Below are 19,260 nucleotides of genomic sequence, written 5' to 3'. Positions count from 1 at the left end.
GTCTCGCGCGAAAGGGTATCTGATGCAGGATCCGGAAAAATCGCCGCTCTATACGTCGGCCGTTCTGTCCGGCCCGATTTGCGGGATGCTAGGGGTCGGCTGGTACGAGGTTCTGGCCCATGCGGGCATCAACGCGACCGGGCGCAACGACCGGGCCTTCCTGGTCTCTGCCGACGAATACCTGGCGCTCTGGGCCTCGATGATGGACCTGTCGCAGCAGCAGGACGTCTCGAAGCTTCTCGGGGTACGAATGGCGAGCGGGCCCGCGATCCCGGTTCTCTTCGCACTGTCGACGGCGCCCGATTTCGAGACCGGCATCGACCGCATGTCCAGGTTCAAGAGCCTGTTCGGACCGATGCGCTTCGTCGTGACCCGTACGTTATCGAACTTCAGCGTCAGCGTCGCCCCGGATCGCGCGGATCTGTCCCTGCCGGGATCCTTCAGCAGCCCCCAGATCATCTATCTTCACGCGCAGGCAAGCGCCCTGGCGCGCCAGGCGATCCGGCCCCTGCAGGTGTGCCTGCCTCTGCCACGGGGCGAACGCGAAAGACTTGCCGACGTTTTCGAACAGGTCCCGGACGAAGGTGAGGCAACGCTGATCTATGCCCGCACAGATGCGTGCGTTCCCTTCATTTCAGACAATCCCGAGCTCTGGGAGGCCACGGAAGCGGATCTGCAGGCCCAAGCGATGATCCAGTCCAATGGCCTTTCCCTGTCAGAGCGGGTCCGTGCGACGATGCTGGAGGCATTCTCGGTGACCAACCCCACGATCGCCCATGTCTGCACACGCCTGGGATTGAGCCGGAGCACCCTCATGCGGCGCCTGGCAAACGAGGGAGCAACCTTTCAGTCACTGCTGGACGAGACGCGGAAAGAACTGGCAATCCGCTATCTCGTCAAGAGCGACCTGAACAACCAGCAGATCGCGCACCTCGTAGGCTACCGCGACCCGAACGCGTTTCAGCGCGCCTTCCGGAAATGGACGGGAAAGAGTCCCCAAGCATTACGCTCAGGTCGTCCGTAGATGCGGGCGCGAGATCACCAACGACCTACAAACCCGCACGTCCGCAGATCTTCTCGTGTCACGAAGGCGGTGAATGTCGGCAATGCAGGCTGCGGGTCCAGGATTCAATGACCTCGCTCAATGCGCATTTGTGGTGGAAGATTTTCGCTTCGGGACGCGCAGTGCTAGTGCGGCCTGGCGCTCGGTCGGCCCGCGTTGGAAATCCTCCCAAGCTTGAAGGAGCGGAGGTCGGGTGGTGTCTATGGGGATAGGACGCTGCGGCCTTTGGCGGCGATGGCTTCGAGGGTCGATTTCAGGTACGCGTCACTGCGTCTGTTGGATAAATGCGTTCGGGGACAGAGGTGGTCCGGGCTCCATCCGATTTGCGCAACATAAACCCAGCGTCATTGCAGCCCTGTGGTGCGCTTGTCTGGGTTGCAGGCCCGGCCTCGCCATCAGGCACCTGCCGAGGCTGCTTGCGAGCAAGCGATCATCTCCAGGCTACATGCTCGAAAGGAACAGGACATGCAGCGCGTCAACATCATCGGGGCGGGCAAGGTCGGGCGCACGCTGATGACCCTTGTCGCCGCTGCGCCGGAACTGGAGCTTGGCGATGTGCTTGGCCGGAAGCCGCTGGACGGGTCCAACGCCACGGCGGCGGTCGGAGCCGGGCGCGGGGTGACCGGGATCGGCGACTTGCGGCCCGCCGAGCTGTGGGTGCTGTCGGTGCCCGATGACCGGATCGAGCCACTGGCCGCCGAGCTTGCCGAACGCCTCGATCGCCGATCCACCACGCAAACCGCCTCGGTCATCCATTGCAGCGGATTCCTGTCTTCGGACGTGCTGACCCCATTGCGTGCGCTCGGATGGTCGGTGGCAAGCTGCCATCCCGTTCTCGGATTCGCCGACCCGCACCTCGCTGCCGCACGGTTCCCCGGCACGCTTTGCGCGGTGGAAGGCGACCCGGCAGCGGCACGGTGCGCCGAAGGCCTGGTGACCGCCCTGGGCGGCTTGCCCTTCGCGGTCGATCCGGAACGCAAGGCGCTTTATCACGCGGCGGCGGTCTTCTCGAACAACTTCGCAACAGTGCTTCAGGCATTGGCGCAGGAAGCTTGGGCGGAGGCCGGCGTGGCGCCGGACATCGCCGCGCGCCTTGGCAATTCGCTGCTCGCCGGAGCGGCGGAAAGCGTGGCACGGCTCGGCCCGGCGGAAGCCTTGACCGGACCGGCCGCGCGGGGCGACCAGAACGTGCTGCAACGCCAGCGCGCGTCGGTCGCGGAATGGCGTGCCGATGCCGGGCCGCTTTACGATACGCTCAGCCGGATGGCGCGGCAGCTGAAGACGGACGGTGTGACGGGCCCGTGAGAGAGCGGGAATTGGCACCGGGCAGGAGCTCGGAAAACGGGGTAGCCAAGATGGTCAGGGGACCACTCAGGTCGCGTAGCGCGTGGTGCCGCGCCGCCTGATATCCACCGGTTCGTTCAGGATCATGGCGTTGTGGGCGCGCTGGTCGCAATTGGCGCGCGGGCAGATCCGGCAGTTGATGCCGACCTCGGTGATCCTCGCGTCGGTCTTGCGGAAATCCTCGGCGTAGCCGATCGCCTCGAGATGCTCGATGCTGCAGCCCATCGCGATGGCGAGCCGCTTGTCCTGGGTATGCCTTGTGAAGCGCGGCCGGTTTACTGTGCGCGCGAAGACGAAGAACCGCGCCCCGTCCGGCATTTCGACGAATTGCGGCACGATGCTGCCGGGGCTGCGGAAACTGGTATGCACGTCCAGCCGCGCACAGGCCCCGCCGTATTCCGCAAGGTGGAAGCCGGTAGAGTTGAACCGCTTGGTGACATTGCCCGCCTTGTCGATGCGCAGGAAGAAGAACGGCACGCCTTCCGCACCCTCGCGCTGCAGCGTCGTGGCGCGGTGGCAGGCCTGCTCGAAGCTCACGCCGAAGCGCAGCGACAGGTGGGCGAAATCGTACTTGCAGGCCAACGCTTCGGTCAGGAAGGCGTCGTAGGGCATCAGCACCGACGCGGCGAAATAGTTTGCCAGTTCGACGCGGCAGCGGTTCAAACCGGCCGGTTCGTCGATGTTCAGCCGTGACAGGATGCCGTCGATCACGTCACGCTGTTCGATCAGGCCGGTCACATGGGCCAACTGGAACACGCGGTTGGGATGGTCCAGCCCTTCGGACAGGCGCACCTCGCGACGGTCCTCGTCGTACTCGCGCAGCGCGTCCGGCATCTCGGAGACAGGCACCACGCGGGTGCGCAGCCTCTGCCGCTCGCGCAGGCGCTGCTTGAGCATGGCGTAGGTTTCGTCCGGCTCGACCGGCACGCCGCCCCAGAACGACGCGGCGGCGGCCTCCAGTTCTGGGAAATGGTTTCGGTTGTCCCGGAAAAAGTCGTGCACGACCGCTTCTGGCGAGGCGCGCAGAATGTTCAGGTCGGATTCGCTTGCATTGGACAACAGCAGCAGCTGGTCAGTCGCCGCGCGATAGGCGTGATGCAGTTGCAGGAAGCTGTGCGCGACATCCGGCGCATGGGACAGCAGCGCGCGAAGCTGCGGCATGTCTGGCTTGTGGTCGTCGAACAGCGGGTCCTGGAAGGCGCTGCGCAAGCTGCCCAGCGTCGCGGCGTCGTCTTCGTCCGCGATGTCGCGCCAGTCGACGCCATAGGCTTCGAACAGGCGCAGCAGCACCGGGACCGATACGCTGCGTTCGTTCTTTTCCAGCATGTTGACATAGGAATTGCTGATCCCGAGAACCTTGGCCATTTCCGCCTGGGTCTGCTGGGCATTGCGGCGAAGACGTCGCAGGCGCGGTCCGATGAAGGTCTTCATGGGTTTCGTGTAGCACGAAGTTCACAACATCACAAATTGTGATTTTTGTGAACTTGTGCGCACACAGCGCGACCCGTTTGCCTTTGCAGCATCGGGTCACACCGGCTTACGCAGGGTCCAGTTCAGGAGGACATCCCATGCGCACCGGTCAAACACATCTTTTCATCCCAGGCCCCACCAACGTACCCGAAACGGTCCGTCAGGCCATGAACGTGCCCATGCAGGACATGCGCGCCGCCGATTTCGGCGAGCTGACACTCGGCCTGTTCGCGGGCATGAAATCGGTCCTGCGCACTACGACAGGCACCGTCATGTTCTTCCCCGGCTCCGGCACCGGCGCGTGGGAAGCCGCGATCACGAACACGCTCAATCCCGGCGACAAGGTGCTGATGGCGCGCCACGGCCAGTTCTCGGGCCTGTGGGTCGAGATGGCCCAGAGGCTCGGTCTCGACGTGGAAGTGGTGGACCTGCCGTGGGGCGCGGGTACACCCGTGAAGGAATTCGCCCGCCGCCTTGCCGCCGATCGCGATGACAAGATCAAGGCCGTCTTCGTCACCCAGAACGAGACCGCAACGGGGGTCGCATCAAACGTCGCCGCGGTGCGCCGCGCGCTGGACGAGAACTTCCACGACGCCCTGCTGTTCGTCGATGGCGTGTCCTCGGTCGCGTCTCTCGACTTCCGGATGGACGAGTGGGAGGTCGATCTGGTCGTCACCGGAAGCCAGAAGGGTCTTATGCTTCCGGCCGGCCTCGGCATTCTCGGGATCAGCGAAAAGGCGCTGGAGGCGTCCCGCCACGCGACAATGCGCCGGGCCTATTTCGAATTCGCCGACATGCTGAAGATGAACGCGGACGGCTACTTCCCATACACGCCGCCAACCCAGCTGTTTCACGGGCTGCGCCGCTCGCTGGCCCGGATCGAACAGGAAGGGCTGGACAAGGTCATTGCCCGGCATCACCGGCTGGCCGAGGGCGTGCGCCGAGGCATATCAGCCTGGGGCCTGTCGCTCGTGGCGGAACATCACACGCTGTACTCCGACACTGTGTCGGCGATCCGCGTGCCAGCGGAAGTGGATGCACGCGACGTGCTGCGCATCGCCTATGAAGATTTCAACACCTCATTCGGCAGCGGACTTGGTCCGCTCGCAGGCAAGGTGTTCCGCATCGGCCATCTCGGGGATCTGAACGAGGCGATGTGCCTGACCGCGCTGTCGGTCGCCGAAATGGCGCTCTACCGCGCGGGTGTTAAGCTGCAACTGGGCGCGGGCGTCGGCGCCGCGCAGGCGTGGTACGCGGCGCAGGCCGCCAAGCGCCCGATGCTGCAGGTCGCCGCAGAATAACTGGCGGGCCGCTGAGGCCCGCCCTTCATCCGCCCCCGAAGCATCCGGAATCCCACACATGTCCCATACGCTGCATCCCTTGCGCAAACAGCGCCTTCACCGGTCCGAACTGGCTGTCCCGGCCTCCAATCCTACGATGATCGAGAAGGCCGCCGACAGCGCCGCCGATTTCGTGTTCCTTGATCTGGAAGACGCGGTCGCACCTCCTGAGAAGGTGCAGGCGCGCAAGAACGCGATCCAGGCACTGAACGACATCGACTGGGCAGCCAAGGGCAAGACGGTATCGGTGCGGATCAACGGGCTTGACACCCATTACATGTATCGTGACGTCGTCGATGTGATGGAGCAGGCCGGCGACCGGGTGCACACGCTGCTCGTTCCCAAGGTCGGCGTGCCGTCCGACCTTTACATGGTCGAGGCGATGGTGAACCAGATCGAACAGGGCGCCGGGCTCGAAACCCGCGTCGGGCTTGAAGCGCTGATCGAAACAGCGCTTGGCATGGCCAACGTGGAGGCAATCGCCCAGTTCGGCGGACGGCTGGAGGCGCTGCATTTCGGTGTGGCCGACTACGCGGCCAGCATGCGCGCCCGGACCGTGAACATCGGCGGGCTGAACCCCGACTATCCGGGCGACCAGTGGCACGCATCCATCACCCGCATGGTCATCGCCTGCCGCGCCTACGGGCTGCGCGCCATCGACGGACCATTCGGCGATTTCAGCGACCCTGATGGCTACATGGCCGGCGCGCGCCGCGCAGCGGCACTGGGCTGCGAAGGCAAGTGGGCGATCCATCCCAGCCAGATCGACATGGCCAACGAAGTGTTCAGCCCGCCCCATGCCGAGGTATCGCGCGCGCAGCGCATCATCGCCGAACTGCGCGCGGCCGAAGCCGCCGGCAAGGGGGCGGCCAGCCTTGACGGAAAGATGATCGACGCGGCCAGCGAAAAGATGGCGCGAAACGTCATCGACACCGCCAACGCGATCGCCGCCAAGGCGGTCGCCGCCGAATAGGCGCCACATCCGGAGGACTCGTCATGGATATTCACGAACACCAGGCAAAGGCCATTCTCGCCCGCTTCGGCGTGCCGGTGCCGCGCGGCGGGGTGGCTTTCACACCCGAACAGGCCGCTCATCTCTTTCGCACCCTCGGCGGCGAGGTCTGCGTGGTCAAGGCGCAGGTCCATTCGGGCGGGCGCGGCGAGGCTGGCGGAGTAAAGCTCTGCCGGTCCGACGCCGAAGTGCGAGAGTTCGCATCCGGACTTCTGGGCACAACGCTGGTCACGAAGCAGACCGGCGCCGCAGGCAAACGCATCGACCGGTTGTGGATCGAGGAAGCCTCGAACATTGCGCGGGAACTCTATCTGGGGTTCGTGCTGGACCGGAAGTCCGAACGCATCATGATCGTTGCCTCCGGGCATGGCGGGATGGAAATCGAGGACCTGGCCGAAGAGGATCCCGAGAGCCTGATCCGCATGGTGATCGACCCGGCTGTCGGACTCGCGGATTACCAGGCGCGCGAGCTTGCATTCCGGCTTGGCCTATCGGGCCAGCAGGTGGGCCAGATGGTCACTGCGCTGCGGGCCTGCTACCGCGCCTATCGTGACCTCGACGCCATGATGGTGGAGATCAATCCGCTGGTCGTGTGCGACGACGGCAGCATCGTGGCGCTTGATGCCAAGATGTCTTTCGACACCAATGCGTTGTTCCGCCGGGAAGAAGTCGCCTCACTGCGCGATCCGGGCCAGGAAGACCCGCGCGAGAGCTTCGCCCACGACCACGGACTGGCCTATGTCGGCCTCGATGGCGACATCGGATGCATCATCAACGGCGCCGGGCTTGCCATGGCCTCGATGGACATGATCCAACTGGCCGGCGGTGCGCCCGCGAATTTCCTCGACATCGGCGGCGGCGCCAGCCCGGAACGTGTCTGCCAAGCGTTCCGCACGGTGCTGTCCGATCCCAACGTCAGCGTGATCCTCGTGAACATTTTCGCAGGGATCAACCGCTGCGACTGGATCGCGAACGGAGTGATACAGGCCTACAAGGAGGTCGGAATCGAGATCCCCGTCGTGGTCCGCCTGTCCGGCACCAACGTGGAAGCGGGGCGCAGGATCATCCGCGACAGCGGTCTGCCGATCATCGGGGCGGACACCCTTTCGGAAGCTGCGCATGCCGCGGTCGCCGCCCGTCCGCACACAATTGCAGCCGAATGAAAGGGCACGGATATGGCCATTCTCATCACTGAAGAGACCCGCGTCGTCGTCCAAGGCCTTTCCGGCCGGATCGGGCAGTTCCATGCCCAAGAGATGATCGAGCACGGCACACGCGTGGTCGCCGGCGTGACGCCGGGCAAGGGCGGAACCACCGTTCTGAACCGACCCGTTTTCAATACCGTGCGCGAAGCCGTGGAGGCCACCGGCGCCGATGCGAGCCTTCTGTTTGTGCCGCCGCCCGCTGCGGCGGACGCGATGATGGAAGCTGCCGATGCCGGGATCCGCACCGCAGTCTGCGTGACCGATGGCATCCCGGCACAGGACATGATGCGCGTGAAGCGCTTCCTGCGCCGCTTTCCGCGTGATCGAAAGATGCGCCTGATCGGTCCGAACTGCGCCGGGATCATCAGTCCTGGGAAGGGATTCATGGGGATCATGCCACCGGCGATCTATACCCCCGGCCGCGTGGGCATCGTGGGCCGATCCGGCACGCTGGGCTATGAAGCCGCCTCGCAGATGCAGGCGCTCGGCATCGGTGTGTCTTCTTCCATCGGGATCGGAGGCGATCCGATCAACGGCTCGTCCTTCCGCGACATCCTGGAATTGTTCGAAGCCGACCCGGAGACCGACGCGGTGATCATGATCGGCGAGATCGGCGGTCCGCAAGAAGCCGAGGCCGCGGCCTATGTGCGCGATCATATGACCAAGCCGGTCGCCGCATACATTGCCGGCCTTGCCGCGCCGAAGGGCCGCCAGATGGGCCATGCAGGCGCGATCATCTCGGCCTTCGGCGAAAGCGCGCAAGAGAAGGTTGCCCTGCTCAGCGCCTGCGGCATCGAGGTCGCGCCGAACCCGTCGGCGATGGGCGAAACAGTGGCGCGTTTGCTGGCGCCCACGCGCAGCGCGGCGTGACGCTGAAATGAGTGTCGCGCGCGCCTCTGCACCGGTGTCGGCACCCCCCGCCGACACCGGACTGCGCCTGTCCGACTGGATCGGACGGCAGGAAAGCATGCAGGGCTGCGTGCCGCCCTCTGTCGCGGGCACCATACACGCGACCCTGGGCCAGTCGGACGACGCGGCCCCGGTAGAGGGTGAGGCGCTTCCGCCCTTGTGGCACTGGTATGCATTCCCTCCCGCCGTGCCGATGGACGGCCTCGCGGAAGACGGGCATCCGCGCCTCGGCGGCTTCCTTCCCCCGGTGCCGCGCTCGCGCCGGATGTGGGCGTCCGGGCAGCTGGAATTCTACGCCGACCTGCGCGTCGGAGAGCGGATGGACAAATCGTCCACCATCACCGCTGTCGAGGAAAAGTCCGGTGCCGCCGGGCCGATGGTCTTCGTCGTGGTCGAACACGAACTGCGCGGCGCCGCGGGACTCGCCGTGCGCGAAACGCAGTCGATCGTGTACCTTCCGTTCGCACCGACATTCAAGCCGCCCCCGAAAAGACCAGCGCCGACGGAAAACCTTGTCATCGACCGGCATCAACCCGTCTCCACCGCACTGCTGTTCCGCTATTCGGCGATCACCTTCAACGCGCACCGCATCCACTACGATCTGCCCTACGCGCGCGATGTAGAACACTATCCCGGTCTCGTGGTGCACGGACCGTTGCAGGCAAACCTGCTGATCGCGCAGGCCATGCGTTGGAAGGGCCGCCGTCCGGACAGCTTCAGCTTCCGCGGCGTCCACCCGATGTTTCACGACAGCGACCTGCGCCTCTGCGCGACGCACGGGGCCGGCGGCAGCCTTGACATGTGCACCGTCGCCGCGGCGGGGCACATGGGCATGACGGCAACAGCGGATTGGGAGGACTGAGAATGACCGGAATTCTTCAAGGAATGCGGGTGGTCGAGGGGTCCGCCTTCGTGGCAGTGCCGCTGGCGGGGATGACGCTGGCGCAGATGGGCGCCGACGTGATCCGCTTCGACCGTCTTCAAGGCGGGCTAGATGCCGGTCGCTGGCCGCTGGCACCATCTGGCCGCAGTCTGTTCTGGGCCGGCTTGAACAAGGGCAAGCGGTCCATCGCCGTGGACATGAGCCATCCAGAGGGCCGCGAGTTGATTACCCGCACAATCACGGCGCCTGGAAAGGATGCCGGCGTTTTCCTGACCAACCTGCGCGTGCGCGGCTGGATGGACTACGAAACCCTGAGTTGCCACCGCAAAGACCTTGTGATGGTGACGCTGCTGGGCGACCGGCAGGGTCGCCCGCAAGTGGACTACACGGTGAATCCCGCGCTCGGCATTCCCGATATCACCGGCCCCGAAGACCATGACGGGCCGGTCGCCAACGCCTTGCCGGCCTGGGATCTGGTGGCGGGGCACATGTGTGTATCGTCGGTGCTGGCCGCCGAACGGCACCGCCTGCGCACCGGCGCGGGGCAGGAGGTGACGCTGACGCTCAAGGACGTGGCCGCCGCCACGCTGGGCCATCTCGGTATGATCGGCGATGCGGTCCTGAACGGCGCTGTACGGGGAAAGTCCGGGAATGCGCTTTACGGCGCCTACGGGCAGGACTTTGTGTGTGCCGACGGGCAGCGGGTCATGGTGATCGGCCTGACCGCGCGGCAATGGACAGGGCTTGTACAGGTTACGGGGACCGAGGCCGAGATGGACCGGCTGGCCCGCCGCACGGGCCGCGATCTGGCCGACGAGGGCGCGCGCTGGGAACTGCGCGCGCAGATCACCGCAATCCTGCGCCCGTGGTTCGCCGCCCGTCCGTCCAAGGTTGTTGCCGATTTGTTCGACGAGGCGAAGTTGACCTGGTCACAATTCCGCACCGTCCACGAGGCGGTGACGCAAGACCCTGATCTAGGGCCCGACAACCCGATCTTCACAGACCTCGCGCAAGAACAGCTAGGCCGCTTCCCGGTGCCCGGACACGCCGCCAGTTTCTCGGCGCTGGAGCGCGATCCGCCGCGCGCGGCACCGGTGTTGGGTGCCCATACCGAGGAGATTTTGAGCGACGTGACCGGCTTGGACGACACCGAGATCGCGCGGCTTTTCGACCGTGGCATCGTGCGCGGACCGGACGGCGCGAAACTGCACAGCGCCGCCTGACAGGCGGCGCGCACGCTCCGCAGACACGCACGATTGCAGCTGGCAGGTCCATTTCCCACCGGCGGCACCCGCGGTGGCCGGAACGACGCACCGTCGCGCGAGCCAAGGTGCCGGGCAACCAACTGAAACAAGGTCTTGGCTGCACTTGCCCCGCCCCGTGGCGCGCGGCAAACCGCTTTCCTTCCCCCAACTGGAAGTCGCATGGCCGTGACCGCGGCCCCACTCCTTTGATGCTCAGACGTTCTAAAGTAGAGGTACGACTCTCGAAATTGCCGCATCCTATACTCTTTCGCTCCTTTGATATCCTCAAGCGGAGGCACTAGCCTGCAACGCGTATGTGATCCTGCACTTCAGGTTGCTCCCGGCAGCATGATCAGGCTGGAAGATCGGGACGACCCAGCGCGATTAAGCGTCCGAAAGGATATTTTCGATGAGACGAGACCGCACTCCCGCTGCCACGCCGGGCTTTTTCGCACCACAGGTGGTCAACGATCGTCTGCATTTCGGCACGAAAGGCGATGACACCGTCACGTTGGGCACTGGAGTAATCTCGTCACTGCTGCGCGACGGCAACGACACGGTGACGGCGCTTGGCGCGCTGAAGAGCCTTCGCGCCGGAAACGGCGACGACACCGCAACGATGATGCAAGGCGCACGATGGGTTGATCTTGGGCGCGGTGACGACACGCTTTTGGCCGAAGGGCGGGTCGACCAGTTGCGCGCCGGGTCGGGCGACGACGATATCACTCTTCAGGACGGGGCCAGGCGGGTCTCGCTCGGGTCGGGCGACGACCGGCTGGACGCGGCCGGGACTGTCGAAGATCTGAACGCGGGGTCGGGTGATGACACCGTCACCTTGGACGGCGGCGGCGGGAAAATCCGGCTGGGCTCGGGCGACGACATGCTACTGGCGCAGGCGCATGTCGCAACGGTGGATGCAGGGTCGGGCGACGACGACGTTACTCTGGAGGCAGGCGCGGGTCTTGTCCGGCTCGGCGGCGGCGACGACCGGCTGACCACCGATGGCAGCGCGGGCGCGGCCTTCGGTGGCACCGGAACCGACACGCTGGTTCTGACCGGGCACCTGGGCAGCTACGACATCGCCATCAGTGGGCATGAGGTCAGCTTTACGGGGCGGTTCTCGGGCGAGGTGTTCACCGCAAAGGGGTTCGAGAACGTGAGCTTCGCCGACGCGGACCTCAGCATTGATGAACTTGCGGCGATCTATGCCGATCCGGAGGTACCTGTTATCCGCGTGGGTGGCGGCACGCAGACGGTTACAGTCAACGACACCGATCCCACGGTCAGCGTGATCTGGGACCGAACCGTGCAGCAGATGATCATCGAGAATGTCGGCCCAAACGGACCCACCGTCGCATCCCGCGCCTACGCAATGGTGCACACGGCGATCTACGATGCCTGGGCCAGCTATGACGACGTGGCAGTGCGCGTGTCCTTCGACCTTGAAGGGGACAATGACGGGCTTTTTGCGCTTGCCGTTGCAACGGAAGCCAACAAGGCGAAAGCGATGAGCTATGCCGCTTACACGGTGCTTTCCAACCTGCTGCCGGGCCACGAGGCACTGCTGGAAACCGTGATGCAGGACCGGCTTGGCTATGAATTGACCGACGACGGCAGCGTCGAGGCGGCGATCGGCATCGACGCCGCCGAGGATATTCTGGGCCTGCGGATCAACGACGGCGCGAACCAGTCGGGCGGCTATGCGGGCAGCTTCACGCCCACGAACCCCGGACCCGACCAGATCAACGACATCACAGCATGGACCCCGGAGAGCGTGCCCATCGACCCGGAGGGGGTTCTGCCGTTGCAATCCTTCCTGACCCCGCAATGGGAGGACGTCGAGGGCTTCGCGCTGCTGGAGGACGCGGCGGGCGACACCGATTTCAGCGCGACCCTGCCGCCGCCGCCCAAGGACTTCTTCACCGACGCCTTCGCGGGCTCTCAGCTCGACTTCGGGGCGCAGACCATCACGCTGTCTGCGGCCCTATCGCTGGACGGGACCGACTACATGGCCGGTGACGTGATCCCCGTTTCCAAGGACCTGATCGGCACAGTCATCAACCAGGGATTCATCGACCAGGCGATGCAAGTGGTGGATATCTCGGCAGCCCTGACAGACGAGCAGAAAATCATTGCCGAATTCTGGGAAGACGCGGGCCAGACCGCCTTCCCGCCGGGCACGTTCATGACCTTCGCGCAGTTCGTGTCGGCCCGCGACGGGCATACGCTGGACGAGGACGCGGCGATGTTTCTGGCGATGGGCAACGCGGTTTTTGATGCCGGCATCGCAACCTGGCATGCCAAGGTCGAATATGACTATGCCCGCCCGGTCCGCGCGATCCGCGATCTGGGCGAGCTTGGCCTGATCGGCGAATGGGGCACCGATGAGGTCACCGGCGAAGAAGGTTACGTGATCGAGGCGTGGGGCGGGCTGGACGAGACGGGCGCGGGACGCGGCACCCGAACGATCCTGGCCGAGAATTTCGTAACCTTTCAGCGACCCAACGGTGACGCATCGCCGCCCTTCTCGGAATACACCTCGGGTCATAGCGGGTTCAGTGCGGCCGGGGCAGAGGTCCTGCTGCGCTTCACCGGGTCGGACGATTTCGGGGGGTTCGTTACCTTCGCCCCGGACTCGATCCAGTTCGAACCCGGCGTGCCCTTCGCCGAAACGACCCTGTCCTGGGACACGTTTTCGGACGCGGCGGACGAGGCAGGGCTGTCGCGGCTCTACGGCGGGATTCATTTCAACGACGGTGACATGAACGGGCGCGCGCTCGGCAGACAGGTCGGCGCGGATGCCTACGATCTTGCGCAGATGTTCCTGGACGGTACCGCGCAGGATGCTGACCGCCCGTTCTACACCGACGATTTCATGTTCATCGCCTGACCGGCGCGGATCAGGGCAACTCGGGAATACAGGGCGCAAACCCGTAGCCCCAGCGCCAAGGCAGCCCGCTGCACGGCCCACCGCCCAGCCGCACCGCGCCGAACATCGCGTCGGCAAGATCGGCATATGGCGGCGCGGTCCCGGAGGGACTGCCCGCGCCTTCCGTGGCAGGCGTCGCCGCAACACAAGCCCGCAACGCCATGTCCGCGGCAAGCCGCGCGGCATAACCCTGCTCGGCCTCTCGCGCACCGCCAGCCACGTGATAAGCCCGGTCATGGGCGATGCAGCACGTCTCCCACGGGGGACGGTGGGCATAGGCATCGGTGAAGCCGGGCACGACATCCGACAACAGAGCCCAGCCCGCCGATAGCCCACCGCTGCACCCGTCCGTCGTGAACGGGCCGGGCACGCCGCGCATGGCGTCGATGACCCGCATCAGGCCGCGCTGCCCGGGCAGTTCCAGCACGCGCTGCAGGCTTTCGGGGACCGGGCCGGGGGTCTGCGCCGCAGCAGTGGCCCCCGTCAGACCCCCGGCCAGCGCCAGCAGCAGCGCCGCAACACGCCGACCCGGCGGTCGCGGGCGGCCCAAACACTCCGGCCGCTCAGGCATCGACCCCGTTCACCTGCAGGTCGAACCGACCGATGCGGAACCTGTCGGTCACCCAAAGGATCAACCGTTCGGGCACGGACAGCGCGGCCCGCGCCGCCATCACCTCGCGGGCGAGATCGGGGCGGTTCGTGATCAGCCCGTCGATCCCCATGGAGATCATTCGCGACATCGTCACCGGGTCATCCACCGTCCAAGCATAGACCTGCTTGCCCTGCGCATGGGCGCGGCGGAGCGTCCGCATCGAAATCTGTCCGGTATTGAGAGCAAGGTAATCCGCCTCGAGGCCAGACAGGTTCCCGATGGAGGTGGCCGCCAGCACACCGTAGCGCCAATCGGGACGCAGCGCGCGCATCTTCCGCACGCCAGAATACTTCAGCGACATCACCGCCACGTCCTGCGCCATGCCGGCGGCTTCGACGATTTCGGCCACGCGCTCCTCAAGCCGCACGTCATGGCCGTAATACTTAAGCTCGATCATCACCTTGCCGCGGCCCTTGGCGGTGTCCAGCACCTGCCGCAAGGTGGGCGTGCGCTGGTCCGCGTAAGACGGGTCGAACCAACTGCCGATGTCGATGCCCGACAGTTGCGGCATGGTCACGTTCCAGACCTTGGTCGGATCCCCCCCCAGCTTCATGAAGTCGCTGTCATGGGCCACGATCACCTCGCCGTCCGCGCTTTCCTGTACGTCGATCTCGACCCAGTCGGCGCGGTCCTCCAGCGCCTTTTCCACCGCGGCAAGCGTGTTCTCGGGCCGGGTGGCGGCAGCGCCGCGATGGGCGATCACGGCAACCTCCCGCGTATCGCGCACGGTGGACAGCAGCGCATCGGCATGGAACGCGCCTATCCCGATGGCCGCCAGCGCCGCCAGCGCCAGCGCGGCCATCGGAAGCGCGCCCGCGGTACGGCGCCAAGCCTCGGGCAGGGGCGCACGAGGGACTTCGGGCGTCACGCGTACGAACAGCCGGTCCAGCATGTCCGCCAGCGTCGCGTTCGCCAGCGCCGAGACGAGCGCGCCGACCAAACCCCACACGACCAGGATCGCAAGGCTTGCCGCCGCCGCCGTCGCAAGGTGCGCGCCGAACAGGCCAGGCACCGCCGACAAAAGCGCACCGGCCAGCGCACTGACACCGGCGGCGATGGCCATTCGCACCCCTGCCCAGGCGCCAATGCGCAGCAGCACGGCCCGGCGATGACCGGCCAGCCGCCGAGTGCTTTGGGCGAAGGCCTCGCGCGGAGCGGCCCCCCGGAACAGCAGGAAATGCAATGCGATCGCCCAGCCCGACAACCGCCGCAGCAGAACCAGCGCCAACCCCAGCGCCAGCAGCGCGCCGACAGCCGCCGCGGCGACAAAGCCCGGCGGCATGTAGGTCAGGTAATAGTTGATGTCATAGGCGCGCAGGGTCACGGCGGCGATGGCGCCCGCCGCCAGTGCGAAGGGCGCCACGATCAGCGCGATCCGCAGCACCAGCAGCGCCGCGAAATGCAGCAGCGCCCCCGCCCGGGCCAACACCATGTGCAACCCGATGTTCAGCGCGCGCCGTGCCCCGGCCCGCGCGCCGCCCCGCGCCCGGTGGCGCAGGATCGCCGTCATCACCGAAAGGTCAAGCACTGCGGCGCAGATCGTAAGGCTGATCACGGCCAATGCCGCCGCGAAACCCCAGGGCGTCAGCAGGAATCGGGCAATGTCCTGGTCGGTCAGCGCGCTCTGGTCCGAGGTCGCGATCGCCGCCGCCAGCAGCATCGAACCAAGCGGCGCGATCAGTGCCATCACGATCAGCCTGATCGCAAGATGCACCACGAAAAAGGCCCGCAGGTTCCCGGCAGCGGTGTGCAGCCCTGTGCGCAGGTCGGCAAGGATCGTCATCGGCATCCCCTTCGGCTTCGTGCCACCATCATGCGTCTGCGGCGGCGCATGTAAACCGGCGCATCAGGCCTGCGTTTGCACCGGCAAGACTTCGAACGGGCGCAGGGATTCGCGGAACATGTCCATGAATTCGAGCGTCACCATGGATGGGCGCTTGTGAACCGGCCGCACCAGCGCCAACCGGTGCGGCACCCCGGGCACGAAGGGACGGTAGTCCAGCCCCGCGCCGCCATACCCCGCCGCGTCAAGCTCACTAACCACCGACACACCGACGCGCGCCGCCACCATCTCGCATGCCGCCGTGAACTGGCGGGTTTCCACGATCGGCGTCATCGCCGCGCCTTCGGCAGCGAAGGCTTCCGACAGTTCGCGAAAGAAGGTGCTGTCGCGCCTTGTATGGATCAGCGGTACCTCGTGCAGGTCCGCCGGGCTGATCCGGTCGCGCGCCAGCAGGCGGTGACCGGCCGGCAGGATGCAGACCGACCGGATCGCCACCGTTTCGCTGTCCACAGCCGGGTGCCCGTCGAATCCGTCGGTAATACCGCAATCGTACTGTTCTCCGATGATCCATTCGAGGATGCGTTCCGGGCGGTCCGGTTCAAGCGTCGCGGTCACCCCTGGACGGTCCGCCAGAAACCGCGCCAGCACGCCGGGCAAGTGGCTCGTGGCGAAGCCAGGCAGACACGCGATGCGCAGATGGCCCGCCTTGCGTTCGGTCAGGTTGCGTCCGAGATCCGAGATATGGGTCATCATCTCGAGAAGGCGGTTGATGTCGGGCATCATCACCCGCGCCTCCTGGGTCAGGGCGAGGCGGCCTTGCCGACGGTCGAAAAGGTCGAAGCCAAGCCCGGTGGAAAGGTCGGCCAAAAGGCGACTCACGGCCGGCTGGGAAATCCCCAGTTCCTGGGCCGCTCGTGTCATGGAACCGTGATCTGAAACCGCTTTAAGCGCCTCAAGCTGGCGCAGCCGCAGCGAGGGGCGCATCGCAACTCCTTTTCCCGTCGAGGATTTTGCGGAACCATAACACTATGTTATGATGTGGCAAGAAAAAATAGGGTTGTCTTATACATGTCATAGAGTAGCGATAGTACGGGCAGCGCAGGGCACACGGGCAACGTGGCGTTCTGGGGAAACCTAAATTTGCTGCCTCTCAGGGAGGAAAGACAATGAAGCTATCCGCAATCGGCGCTTTGCTTGCCGGGTCCGCCATCGCCGCACCCTTCGCCGCAATGGCGCAGACCGAGATCCAGTTCTGGCACGCGTTCACTGGCCGTCTTGGCGAACTGGTCGCCGAACAGGTAGAAACTTTCAATGCAAGCCAGTCCGACTACACGGTCGTGGCATCGCACAAGGGCAACTATTCCGAAACGCTCAACGCCGGTATCGCGGCCTTCCGCGCCGGCGAACAGCCGCATATCCTGATGGTATTCGAAGTCGGTACGGCCACGATGATGGCCGCCGAAGGCGCGGTGAAGCCGGTCTACGAGGTGATGGCCGAGAACGATGCGCCGTTCGACCCGGACGCTTATATCGGCGCGGTGAAGGGCTACTACACTACCGAGGACGGGCAGATGCTGTCGCTGCCGTTCAATTCGTCCACGCCGGTGCTGTGGGTGAACCGCGACGCGCTGGCGGCTGCGGGCATCGACCCCGACACGGACCTGTCCACCTGGGAACAGGTCGGCACTGTCCTCGACACGCTGAAGGAGGCCGGTAGCACCTGCCCGCTGACCACAGCATGGCAAAGCTGGATCCACCTTGAGAACCTGTCCGCCTATCACGACGTGCCGTTCGCCACGCTGGACAACGGCTTCGGCGGACTCGGCACCGAACTGGCTTTCAACGGCCCTGTGCAGGTCGCGCATGTGGGCGCGATGGGCCAGTGGGCGCAGGACGGAAAGTTCATCTATGCCGGGCGCCGCAACGAGGGCGGGGCAAACTTTCGCGCGGGCGAATGTGCGCTGTTCACCGAAAGCTCGGCCGGGTATGCCGGTATCAAGGCCGAAGCACAGTTCGACTTCGATGTGCGCCCACTGCCCTACTGGTCGGGCGTCGAAGGCGCTCCGCAGAACACGATCATCGGCGGCGCATCGCTCTGGGTGATGGAAGGCAAGGACACGGCCGACTACCAGGGCGTGGCCGAGTTTCTGTCGTTCCTGTCCTCCACCCCGATCCAGGCCAAGTGGCATCAGGACACCGGTTACCTGCCGATCACCACGGAAGCGGGAGAGGCGACCCGAGAAGCCGGGTTCTACGACGAGAACCCGGGCACCGACGTGGCCGTCATCCAGATGACCACAAACGAGCCCACGGGCAATTCCAAGGGCCTGCGCCTTGGATCATTTGACCAGATCCGCGGCATCATCGACGAGGAACTGGAAGCGGTCTGGGCCGGCGACAAGGACGCGCAGACGGCACTCGACAGCGCCGTGCAGCGTGGCGACCAGTTGCTGCGCCGCTTCGAGCAGGCCAACCGCTAGTCCCAACTGACGCCACCGGGCGGGGCACTGCCCCCGCCCGGTCCCCCGCGCCGGAGCACCGATGGAAAAACGCGTCACATTCAAGGGCTGGCTGCTGCCGCTGCTGCTGATCGCACCGCAGGTCGCCATTTCGGCCGTGTTCTTCTTCTACCCTGCGGGGCAGGCGATCTGGCAGTCGCTGTTCATCCCCGACCCGTTCGGCCTGTCAATGCAGTATGTCGGGCTGGGCAATTTTGAATATCTTCTATCCGATCCGTTCTATCGGCAATCCTTCGTGACGACGGCAGTCTTTTCGACACTTGTGACGCTTGTCTCGATGGTGCCCGCATTGTTCCTTGCGGTGATGGCCGACCGGCTGCTGAAGGGAGCCGGGGTTTACCGCACGCTGCTGATCTGGCCCTATGCCATCGCTCCGGCCGTCGCGGGCGTGTTGTGGATGTTCATGTTCAACACCCGCGTCGGCGTGATTTCCTGGTACCTCGGACAACTCGGCTATGACTGGAACCACGTCCTGAACGGCGGCGAGGCGATGGGCCTTGTCGTCGTCGCCTCCGCCTGGGGGCGGATCAGCTACAATTTCCTGTTCTTCTTCGCCGCCCTGCAGGCGGTGCCCCGGTCCGTGATCGAGGCCGCCGCGATCGACGGCGCGCGTTTCTGGCGGCGCTTCTTCACCATCGTGCTGCCGTTGCTGTCGCCCGTCACATTCTTTCTGCTGGTGGTGAATGTTGTCTATGCCTTCTTCGAAACCTTCGGGGTGATCCACACCATCACCAGCGGCGGGCCGCAGCAATCGACGACAATCCTGGTCTACAAAGTCTTCGCGGACGGATTCGTCGGGCAGGACCTCGGGTCGTCTGCGGCGCAGTCGGTGATCCTGCTGGTCGTGGTCGGCGCGCTGACCGTGGTGCAGTTCAAGTATATCGAGAAGCGGGTGCACTACTGATGG

Annotated in this window: 15 protein-coding genes; 11 read left to right on the top strand and 4 right to left on the bottom strand. The window is 65.3% G+C overall.

Annotated elements, in window-relative coordinates:
- Positions 1–22: 22 nt before the first annotated feature.
- Both DKT77_RS00580 and DKT77_RS00575 read left to right on the top strand, forming a co-directional pair.
- Positions 23–1,024, top strand: a complete 1,002-nt coding sequence (locus tag DKT77_RS00580) for a helix-turn-helix domain-containing protein (protein ID WP_109809799.1) — start codon at positions 23–25, stop codon at positions 1,022–1,024.
- 504 nt (positions 1,025–1,528) lie between these two features.
- Complete coding sequence (locus tag DKT77_RS00575) at positions 1,529–2,368, top strand: Rossmann-like and DUF2520 domain-containing protein (RefSeq protein WP_109809798.1); 840 nt, start codon at positions 1,529–1,531, stop codon at positions 2,366–2,368.
- Positions 2,369–2,434: 66 nt separating this feature from the next.
- Here the strand turns inward: DKT77_RS00575 and DKT77_RS00570 are convergent, their stop codons facing one another.
- Complete coding sequence (locus DKT77_RS00570) at positions 2,435–3,838, bottom strand: helix-turn-helix domain-containing protein (protein ID WP_109809797.1); 1,404 nt, start codon at positions 3,836–3,838, stop codon at positions 2,435–2,437.
- 137 nt (positions 3,839–3,975) lie between these two features.
- On the opposite strand from DKT77_RS00570, the gene DKT77_RS00565 reads away from it, so the two are divergent.
- The 7 genes from DKT77_RS00565 to DKT77_RS00535 all read left to right on the top strand — a co-directional run bounded on the left by DKT77_RS00565 (position 3,976) and on the right by DKT77_RS00535 (position 13,360).
- Positions 3,976–5,178, top strand: coding sequence for a pyridoxal-phosphate-dependent aminotransferase family protein (locus tag DKT77_RS00565; protein ID WP_109809796.1), 1,203 nt, complete (start codon positions 3,976–3,978; stop codon positions 5,176–5,178).
- Between the two features lie 58 nt (positions 5,179–5,236).
- Entirely contained in the window at positions 5,237–6,190 is a 954-nt protein-coding gene (locus DKT77_RS00560) for an HpcH/HpaI aldolase/citrate lyase family protein (protein WP_109809795.1), read from the top strand.
- A 23-nt stretch (positions 6,191–6,213) separates the two neighbouring features.
- The gene (locus DKT77_RS00555; RefSeq protein WP_109809794.1) at positions 6,214–7,392 is read left to right on the top strand and encodes a malate--CoA ligase subunit beta; all 1,179 of its coding nucleotides are present in this window, start codon (positions 6,214–6,216) and stop codon (positions 7,390–7,392) included.
- A gap of 12 nt (positions 7,393–7,404) precedes the next feature.
- Positions 7,405–8,304 (top strand): succinate--CoA ligase subunit alpha, encoded by a 900-nt coding sequence (sucD, locus tag DKT77_RS00550; RefSeq protein ID WP_109809793.1) that lies wholly within the window; start codon positions 7,405–7,407, stop codon positions 8,302–8,304.
- Positions 8,305–8,311: 7 nt separating this feature from the next.
- Positions 8,312–9,205, top strand: coding sequence for an HTD2 family dehydratase (locus DKT77_RS00545; RefSeq protein WP_109809792.1), 894 nt, complete (start codon positions 8,312–8,314; stop codon positions 9,203–9,205).
- Between the two features lie 2 nt (positions 9,206–9,207).
- Positions 9,208–10,449: a CoA transferase gene (locus DKT77_RS00540; RefSeq protein ID WP_109809791.1), complete on the top strand. Its 1,242-nt coding sequence runs from the start codon at positions 9,208–9,210 to the stop codon at positions 10,447–10,449.
- Positions 10,450–10,879: 430 nt separating this feature from the next.
- Positions 10,880–13,360: a DUF6851 domain-containing protein gene (locus tag DKT77_RS00535; protein ID WP_109809790.1), complete on the top strand. Its 2,481-nt coding sequence runs from the start codon at positions 10,880–10,882 to the stop codon at positions 13,358–13,360.
- Between the two features lie 10 nt (positions 13,361–13,370).
- Here DKT77_RS00535 and DKT77_RS00530 read toward each other — a convergent pair whose 3' ends face one another.
- The 3 genes from DKT77_RS00530 to DKT77_RS00520 all read right to left on the bottom strand — a co-directional run bounded on the left by DKT77_RS00530 (position 13,371) and on the right by DKT77_RS00520 (position 16,818).
- Entirely contained in the window at positions 13,371–13,949 is a 579-nt protein-coding gene (locus DKT77_RS00530; RefSeq protein ID WP_238547586.1) for a hypothetical protein, read from the bottom strand.
- 13 nt (positions 13,950–13,962) lie between these two features.
- The gene (locus DKT77_RS00525; RefSeq protein ID WP_109809789.1) at positions 13,963–15,834 is read right to left on the bottom strand and encodes a glycerophosphodiester phosphodiesterase family protein; all 1,872 of its coding nucleotides are present in this window, start codon (positions 15,832–15,834) and stop codon (positions 13,963–13,965) included.
- Positions 15,835–15,897: 63 nt separating this feature from the next.
- Positions 15,898–16,818 (bottom strand): LysR substrate-binding domain-containing protein, encoded by a 921-nt coding sequence (locus DKT77_RS00520; RefSeq protein ID WP_109809788.1) that lies wholly within the window; start codon positions 16,816–16,818, stop codon positions 15,898–15,900.
- Positions 16,819–17,000: 182 nt separating this feature from the next.
- Here DKT77_RS00520 and ugpB point away from each other — a divergent pair, with 182 nt between their 5' ends.
- Positions 17,001–18,314, top strand: coding sequence for a sn-glycerol-3-phosphate ABC transporter substrate-binding protein UgpB (gene ugpB, locus DKT77_RS00515; protein WP_109809787.1), 1,314 nt, complete (start codon positions 17,001–17,003; stop codon positions 18,312–18,314).
- Positions 18,315–18,375: 61 nt separating this feature from the next.
- The gene (ugpA, locus tag DKT77_RS00510) at positions 18,376–19,257 is read left to right on the top strand and encodes a sn-glycerol-3-phosphate ABC transporter permease UgpA (protein ID WP_109809786.1); all 882 of its coding nucleotides are present in this window, start codon (positions 18,376–18,378) and stop codon (positions 19,255–19,257) included.
- Positions 19,258–19,260 lie beyond the last annotated feature (3 nt).

Source organism: Meridianimarinicoccus roseus (genome assembly GCF_003172915.1).
Classification (GTDB): domain Bacteria; phylum Pseudomonadota; class Alphaproteobacteria; order Rhodobacterales; family Rhodobacteraceae; genus Meridianimarinicoccus; species Meridianimarinicoccus roseus.
The sequence above is the reverse complement of the archived record's forward strand: the minus strand, read 5'-3'. Positions and strand labels throughout refer to the sequence as shown.

Coding starts and splice junctions, on each gene's coding strand:
- DKT77_RS00540 (WP_109809791.1), top strand. CDS start 9,208: ATGACCGGAATTCTTCAAGGAATGCGGGTGGTCGAGGGGTCCGCCTTC.
- DKT77_RS00535 (WP_109809790.1), top strand. CDS start 10,880: ATGAGACGAGACCGCACTCCCGCTGCCACGCCGGGCTTTTTCGCACCA.
- DKT77_RS00555 (WP_109809794.1), top strand. CDS start 6,214: ATGGATATTCACGAACACCAGGCAAAGGCCATTCTCGCCCGCTTCGGC.
- DKT77_RS00560 (WP_109809795.1), top strand. CDS start 5,237: ATGTCCCATACGCTGCATCCCTTGCGCAAACAGCGCCTTCACCGGTCC.
- DKT77_RS00565 (WP_109809796.1), top strand. CDS start 3,976: ATGCGCACCGGTCAAACACATCTTTTCATCCCAGGCCCCACCAACGTA.
- DKT77_RS00545 (WP_109809792.1), top strand. CDS start 8,312: ATGAGTGTCGCGCGCGCCTCTGCACCGGTGTCGGCACCCCCCGCCGAC.
- DKT77_RS00580 (WP_109809799.1), top strand. CDS start 23: ATGCAGGATCCGGAAAAATCGCCGCTCTATACGTCGGCCGTTCTGTCC.
- ugpB (WP_109809787.1), top strand. CDS start 17,001: ATGAAGCTATCCGCAATCGGCGCTTTGCTTGCCGGGTCCGCCATCGCC.
- DKT77_RS00520 (WP_109809788.1), bottom strand. CDS start 16,818: ATGCGCCCCTCGCTGCGGCTGCGCCAGCTTGAGGCGCTTAAAGCGGTT.
- DKT77_RS00525 (WP_109809789.1), bottom strand. CDS start 15,834: ATGACGATCCTTGCCGACCTGCGCACAGGGCTGCACACCGCTGCCGGG.
- sucD (WP_109809793.1), top strand. CDS start 7,405: ATGGCCATTCTCATCACTGAAGAGACCCGCGTCGTCGTCCAAGGCCTT.
- ugpA (WP_109809786.1), top strand. CDS start 18,376: ATGGAAAAACGCGTCACATTCAAGGGCTGGCTGCTGCCGCTGCTGCTG.
- DKT77_RS00570 (WP_109809797.1), bottom strand. CDS start 3,838: ATGAAGACCTTCATCGGACCGCGCCTGCGACGTCTTCGCCGCAATGCC.
- DKT77_RS00575 (WP_109809798.1), top strand. CDS start 1,529: ATGCAGCGCGTCAACATCATCGGGGCGGGCAAGGTCGGGCGCACGCTG.